At 54.6% G+C, this 4,812-nt stretch carries 3 protein-coding genes; 2 read left to right on the plus strand and 1 reads right to left on the minus strand.

Going from position 1 to position 4,812, the window contains the following annotated elements:
• The first annotated feature begins 100 nt into the window (after positions 1-100).
• Positions 101-1,273: a CPBP family glutamic-type intramembrane protease gene (locus RUMCAL_RS13770; protein ID WP_021683625.1), complete on the plus strand. Its 1,173-nt coding sequence runs from the start codon at positions 101-103 to the stop codon at positions 1,271-1,273.
• Entirely contained in the window at positions 1,270-1,785 is a 516-nt protein-coding gene (tadA, locus tag RUMCAL_RS13775) for a tRNA adenosine(34) deaminase TadA (protein ID WP_021683626.1), read from the plus strand. Before RUMCAL_RS13770 ends, tadA begins: the two co-directional genes overlap by 4 nt.
• Positions 1,786-1,934: 149 nt before the next feature.
• On the opposite strand, the gene RUMCAL_RS13780 is transcribed toward tadA, so the two are convergent.
• Complete coding sequence (locus RUMCAL_RS13780) at positions 1,935-4,730, minus strand: glycoside hydrolase family 3 C-terminal domain-containing protein (RefSeq protein ID WP_040648396.1); 2,796 nt, start codon at positions 4,728-4,730, stop codon at positions 1,935-1,937.
• Positions 4,731-4,812 lie beyond the last annotated feature (82 nt).

Consider the following 4,812-nt stretch of genomic DNA (forward strand, 5'->3'; position numbering starts at 1 on the left):
AAAGCCGTCAGGCGGGCTTTATGCAGTGTTCCCTGAAAGGAAATGCCGCGGAGAAGGGCGTTTCCGTTTGAGATGACGCTTGAGGGGAGCGTAATAACATATGAAATTACAAAATCTGGAGAAGCCTTCTGCTGCCGTTTCGGATACGGTGGACGTGATTGCAGATTCCAACTACAGCAATGTTTCGGAAGCATATAATCATGCATTCCGTGCATGGCGGAACAAAGAAGATAACCCATATGCCTTTCGCTGCAAGAAACAGAAAAAAGAAGCGGTTTACATCGAGGGAAAAGGGTTTCATGAACCAGACCCGGCTGCGGAAGAACGGCGGTCGCTCATACAGATCACCATGGTGATCGGCATGGCGATATTTGCCTATCTGCTGATCGAAAACCTGCTGACAGCGATCCTGATGGGCATCGCTCAGATAGCCGGAATGGACGTAGGCTATTGCTACAGTGACGGCACTGTTTACGGCAACCAGACGGCGGTTCTGGTCATTCTGATGTGCAAGACGGTGCTGAAATTCATGGTGCCTGTGCTGATCCTCCGGTGCTGTTTCCGCATGCCGCGGCGTGTGGCGTATCACTGGAAGCTGGATTCACCGCGGGAGTTTCCGGCTGCTATTGCGGTGACACTGATCGTTTTTGCGGTCGCTAATGTGTGGCTGCTGTTTTCGCCGGTGAATTTTCTGAGCAGCAGTACGCTGGGGGAAGCGTATTACACCGTTTCGTATATGCGGCGTTCTTACCAGATCGTTTATCTGGTTTTTGAAGTGCTGGCGATCAGCATCTGCAAAGAACTGCTTCTGCATGGGGATATGCTTCATGTGCTGCGGCAGTTCGGGGACTGGGATGCGGTGATCCTGACAGCAGTTGTTGCAGTTTGTCTGTCCCATAGCTGCACCACGATATTGATGGAACTGACTTTTTCGCTGGTTTCCGGTGTCGCCGTTCTGCGGAGTGGTTCTGTGGTACCGGCTATATTCTGCCGGCTGCTGTACCATGTGATGCTGTTCGGGTTGTTTGCAATGGAGATCTGGCAGTCGTCGTTTTGGCAGTCGTATTGCTTGCTGTTTCTGTTTCTCGTGCTGATAGCGGGAATTCTGCTCTGCCTGCTGTCCATTCGTCCCACCCGTAAAAATCCCGCCCTGCTGACACAGAAGCATTACCTGACCCTGCGGGAACGGCTCTATACGGTGATGCATGTGGGACCGCTGAGCATTGTGCTGATCCTCTGTGTGATTCTGATGGTGATCGAGGTGATTTTTTGACGGAAACCGGATTTGTCCCCAAGGCACGGTACATGATGCGTGCTCTGGAACTGGCAGCACAGGCTGCGGCAATGGGCGAAGTTCCTGTGGGGGCAGTGGTGGTGCAGAAATCCACCGGACGGATCATCGGCGAGGGATATAACCGGCGGGAAGCAGACCGTTCGCCTCTTGCTCATGCAGAAATCATGGCGATCGATGCGGCGAGCCGGACACTGGGCGGCTGGCGGCTGCTGGACAGTGCTCTGTACGTGACGTTGGAACCTTGCCCCATGTGTGCGGGAGCGATTCTGCATGCCCGTCTGGAACAGGTGGTCTATGGCACAGCCGACCCCAAGGGCGGGGCAGTGGATTCGGTGGAACAGCTGTTCACTCTGCCCTACAACTGGACACCGGAGGTACATGCCGGTTTATTGCAGGCGGAATGTGCCCAGATCCTGCGGGATTTTTTTCGGGAACTTCGTCTAAAAAAGCAGGCGGAAAAGATTGCACGCAATGGAATATCCATGCTTTGAAGAAAGAAAAAAAAGACAGACCGTGGTCTGTCTTTTTTTGTTTTTGGGGAGGTATGAGAACTGTGGGAAAGGCGGAGCGTCATGTGTGGCTTTATGCAGTGTTTCCGTTAAGAGAGAATTCTCTTTTTCAAACAAGCCCAGGTATTGCCTCAACCCAGCTGAATCCGGTACACACTTGCCATGCCGGTGATTTCCAGCCGCAGGTCTGCCTGTCCGGTATAGGGCTTCAGCGGGATCGTGTACAGCTGGAAATCGTCCATGCTGCGAGAAGGCAGGATCTCCACACTGCCCAGCTGCTGTTCTCCTGCGTAGATGGCAACACCTGCCTGCGAACAAGGTGCTGCTGCCCACAGTTCTGCCTTGGTATAGCCGGCAAAATCTGCATCGGCAAAGGTAAAACTGCCGCCCCAGTCATTGGTGCAGCCGTACCAGTCGTTCTTTCGGTACGAGAATCGCAGAGTGATTTCTATGCCGTGCTTGCTGTCATAGTTCTTGATGCATATAGAATGGGAGAGATTTCGCGGTGGGATCACTTCACCGGAAACTGTGCATTCCAATTCTTGCCGAATGTCCGCGGAAGATGCCCCCGCAGAAAAGCGGTACTCGCCTTGTTCCACCAGCATTTTTTCCTGTGTCACGTCATAGTATTCCAAAGCGTACCACGGAACAAAAATTGTCACCGGCACCGCTGTATTTGCCGGCACTGGCACTCGCTGGAAGCCGCACAGCTGTCGGAGCGGACGCTTGACACGAGGGTGCAGTGCCCGATAGTAAAGCTGTACCACTTCATCCCCGTCCCGCTGAGAGGTATTTTCTACAGTCAGCCGGAACAGCATGCCTTCCGGCTTCTCCTCCGCAGTAAAATCACGGTAGACGAAACTGGAATAGGACAAACCATGCCCAAAGGGGAACAGCGGTTCAACCGTGTCATATAAATAGGTACGCTCTGCCGAAATGATGTCATATTCCATGATGTCCGGCAGATCTTGTGCGGAACGATACCATGTGATCGGACAGCGTGCCGCCGGATTGTTTTTCCCCAGCAGCGTATCCGCTACGGCGTTGCCCAGTTCCGGTCCGGCATGGGTGGTATAGAGAATCGCCGGCAGCAGTTCCATCGCTTCCCCCAGAGCATAGGGATAGCTGGAAACCACAGTCAGCACGGTGTTGGGATTGGCAGCCTGTACAGCACGCAGCAAGTTTTTCTGATGTGCCGGCAGTTCCAGATCGGGACGGTCATAGCACTCCCGTGCCACCTGCATGGGGTGGTTGCCCAGACAGAGAATGACCACGTCCGCCTGTTTCGCCAGAGCCGCCGCACGGGTGACGCCGTCCTCCACCGGCACCAGCCGGAACAGCCGGTCTGGTGTGGGCTTTCCGTGAGAAACTGCACGGAGCGTGCCGTCCGGCTGCAGTGCGATGTCCATAGGACAATCATGCCAGCTGCCAAACCGCATGGCATCTCCATACGGCTCCGGTTTGAGCCATTCCCGAATGAACCACTCATAGGGCGTATCGCTGACTGCCTGATAGGTGCCGTTTTCGGTGACGTACTTGCCGTTGCAGCAGGCACGGAGATTCATGCTGCCAAAATCCCAGTCGTGAAGCAAAAAGGTTTCCCGTTCGCCGATCTGTTCTGCTGCCGCACGGAGCGTACCGTCCGCAGAAACGGTGCAGTACTTTCCGGTTTCCACAGACTGAAGGGCGACCACAGAATAACCGTCATCAAACAGCACATTTTCTGCCCCCAGCTGCTGCCGCAGTCCCTCCAAAATCGGTACGGCATAGGAAGAAACGCCGGTGTACCAGTCCCGATAGTTCTCGTTTCCCAGCGGCCCGATCACAGCGACCCTGGCATCAGGCTGCAATTGCAGCGGCAGGATCCCGCGGTTATGGAGCAGGCACATCTGTTCCATGGCAGCACAGCGGTTCACTGCACGGTGCAGCAGCGTGTCCGTTTCCGCCGGCTCGGTGTTATAGGGACAGCTGTCCCCGTCAAATTCTCCCAGCCGGAACCGTCCGGAGAGAGAATTCCCCACAGCACGGTCAATATCGGCTTCTGTCAACAGCCCTCTGTCCAGTGCATCTCTGGCTGCTGCCGCCACCATGTCTGCTTCATCGGTCATCACATCATTGCCGTTTTTCAGGCAGGCGGCAAGAGCCTCTGCATGGGTGGCGTGAGAATGGTGTGCCAGCACATTCTGGGAAAAATCTGCTCCGTCTGTCACAATGAATTCCAGCCCCCACTGCTTTTTTACCAGCGTTTTCAGGTCGGGATTCATGCAGGCGGGAACGCCGTTTAGCTCATTATAAGCCGTCATCATAGAGCCTGTGCCGCCGCGGACGATAGAAGCTTCAAAGGCACGGTAATAGTATTCCCGCAGTGTTCGCGGGGTGACGTTGGAAGAACAGCTGTTCCGTTCTTTTTCGTTGTTGTTGGCACAAAAGTGTTTCAGTGTGGGGATCACACGGCGGTATGTCGGGTGGTCACCGGCCATGCCCTGCGTATAGGCGGTGGTCATTTCTCCGATCAGAAACGGGTCTTCGCCGTAGCCCTCTTCTGTGCGTCCCCAGCGGGGATCACGTTCCGGATCGACTGTAGGTCCCCAGAGCATCAGGTGCCCCTTGGGATCTTTCCGGTGATAATAGCGGGCTTCTTCGCCGGCAATTTCTCCCAGCTGTTCCATGAGGTTCGGGTCAAAGGTAGAAGCCAGCCCGATCGGCTGCGGGAACACGGTAGACGGCTCTGTCTTTTCGCGGGAAACATAGCCCCGTGCCACTTCCTGACCCACATACCATTCTCCGATGCCCAGCCGTTCTACAGGCAGCTGATGGGTGGAGAGCAGGTGGATCTTTTCTTCTATGGTCAGACGGGAAAGCAGGTCTTTCACCCGTTCAATAATAGGCAGGCTGGTGTCACGGAAACGTTCCGGTTGATTTGGCATAGTAAAATCTCCTTTATCTGCAGCATTATCATGCAAATGATTGATTTGAGGCAATACCACACAAAGAGCGTCTGGCGACTTT

The organism is Ruminococcus callidus ATCC 27760 (genome assembly GCF_000468015.1).
Taxonomy (GTDB): Bacteria; Bacillota; Clostridia; order Oscillospirales; family Ruminococcaceae; genus Ruminococcus_C; species Ruminococcus_C callidus.

Coding starts and splice junctions, on each gene's coding strand:
- RUMCAL_RS13770 (WP_021683625.1), top strand. CDS start 101: ATGAAATTACAAAATCTGGAGAAGCCTTCTGCTGCCGTTTCGGATACG.
- RUMCAL_RS13780 (WP_040648396.1), bottom strand. CDS start 4,730: ATGCCAAATCAACCGGAACGTTTCCGTGACACCAGCCTGCCTATTATT.